Source organism: Yersinia sp. 1252 StPb PI, assembly GCF_048593885.1.
In the GTDB taxonomy this organism is placed as follows: domain Bacteria; phylum Pseudomonadota; class Gammaproteobacteria; order Enterobacterales; family Enterobacteriaceae; genus Yersinia; species Yersinia enterocolitica_E.
In genome coordinates, this window is sequence record NZ_JAZGQE010000325.1 from 1 (window position 1) to 2084 (window position 2084).

Consider the following 2084-nt stretch of genomic DNA (forward strand, 5'->3'; position numbering starts at 1 on the left):
AATTATTACAGGCAAAACTAACTTCAATCAGAAGATTGGCTTACCGTTGCTGTCTTTAACATTGGTTTTCCAAGCTGCACGAACCTGTTCAACCACTTCTTTTGGTAATGTGGCGTAATCCAGCGCATTAGCTTGTTCAGCACCGTTTTTGTATGCCCAATCAAAGAACTTCAGTACTTCAGTGCCTTTAGCCGCATTTTTCTGCTCTTTGTGCACCAAAATGAAAGTAGTAGAGGTAATTGGCCAAACATCATCACCTTTCTGATTGGTTAAGTCTTGAGCAAACGTTTTGCTCCAGTCTACACCTTTGGCCGCAGCGCTAAAGCTTTGCTCTGTTGGGCTGACTGGTTTGCCATCGGCTGAAACCAGTTTGGTGTAAGCCAGGTTATTTTGTTTGGCATAAGCGTATTCCACATAACCAATGGCACCTGGCAAGCGCTGAACAAATGCCGCAATACCGTCGTTACCTTTACCACCTAAACCGGTCGGCCAGTTAACCGTTGAGCCTGCACCCACTTTCTCTTTCCACTGCGCATTCACTTTAGCCAGATAGCTGGTGAATACGAATGAAGTGCCAGAACCATCAGCACGGCGCACCACTGCAATATTTTGATCTGGCAATTTAACGCCCGGATTCAGCTTCACAATCGCCGGGTCATTCCACTTCTTCACATTACCCAGATAAATATCACCCAGTGTTTTACCGTCTAAAGTCAGTTCACCAGATTTGATGCCAGGGATATTAACGGCCAGCACCACACCACCAATCACAGTTGGGAATTGGAACAAACCTTCAGCCGCCAGCTTATCGTCTGCTAATGGCGCATCAGAAGCACCGAAATCAACAGTATTGGCAATGATTTGTTTTACGCCACCTGAAGAGCCGATCCCTTGATAGTTAACTTTGTTACCTGTTTCTTTCTGATAAGAATCTGCCCACTTGGCATACACCGGCGCGGGGAATGTCGCACCTGCACCTGTCAGGCTTGCAGCAGCGAACGCGGACACAGTGGTCATAGATAAAGTCGCTGCCACAATGCTGGCTACGGTGGTACGCATCAGTTTCATAATCCCTCCTAATGGGATATTAGAATTAACTCTATACCAAAGAACCTGGTATTGCAGGATGGGCTGAGTAATGAACCAAGCTAACAACGCTGCAACTCAAGTACCAAGTGTATAAATTGTTTTCATCAGATTAAGTATGGTGCAGGAGGGAAAATAGGACAGTTTAATGACAGAAAAATGTATGAAATATTACAGTTATATGACAAACCACTGGAGTTAAAATAAAATCATTATTTATCATTAGATTAGCCTGTTTTTTATCTTTTTATTTGTGATGATTTCAGTTGTGGTCGTGGTTGGTCACTGTTTTCCCGTAGCGTTGCGCTGTGGGTTCGATACGACGAAATCGTTTCTGATAAAATAACGTCGTTTTTTATCACGTTTAATCCATTATATTAACGAATAAATTCAATTGAATGATGTTGTATTTATTCTCAGCGCTGAGCATATTCAACAAATTGGATGAGTAAACGTAAGATAACGGAATAAGGAGAGGAAACTCAATAAAAATACGAATATATTGCCTATCTTTTCATTCTCATCACCATCCTGCTGTGCACATTTTCCCAGACGGCTTCCCTCTATTCTCTATTTCCTCAGTGGTTTTTTTTTGCATTGCTGCTAACATTATTTTCTAGGGTTACGATACTGAGTAACACTGAATTAATTTACTCTATTGAACATCTTCACCATTTTAATAAATTTTCAATATTACACACAAAAAAATCATCGTCTCAGGAGAAAATATTTCTTTCTTAACAACACATTGGCTCTTTCCGAGCCAGTCTCGCGGATAGGACAAGTAACCAACGCGGCTACCTACATGAAACTGGCAGCATGCGAAAGATAGAAAATATAAATTTTCAGTCAATGTTTTTGATTTACTAAGCCAATACCTTGTTTTATTACGCTGAATATTTGTCTCTATATTCTATTGAACGCCCTATGCTTTAGAGAATTTTCGTATAGATAATTACAGCAAACTCATTGGGAAATGATATTATGCAATCTGCAAC

1 protein-coding gene is annotated in these 2084 nt (G+C 40.8%); it reads right to left on the bottom strand.

Annotated features, from left to right (window positions below):
• Positions 1–27: 27 nt before the first annotated feature.
• A complete protein-coding gene (gene pstS / locus V2A85_RS23185; protein WP_083161568.1) occupies positions 28–1068 on the bottom strand; it encodes a phosphate ABC transporter substrate-binding protein PstS in 1041 nt (346 codons plus the stop codon).
• Positions 1069–2084: the final 1016 nt, after the last annotated feature.

What these genes read in the sequence shown, in the direction of transcription:
- pstS (WP_083161568.1), bottom strand. Translation starts at nt 1,068, where the DNA reads ATGAAACTGATGCGTACCACCGTAGCCAGCATTGTGGCAGCGACTTTA.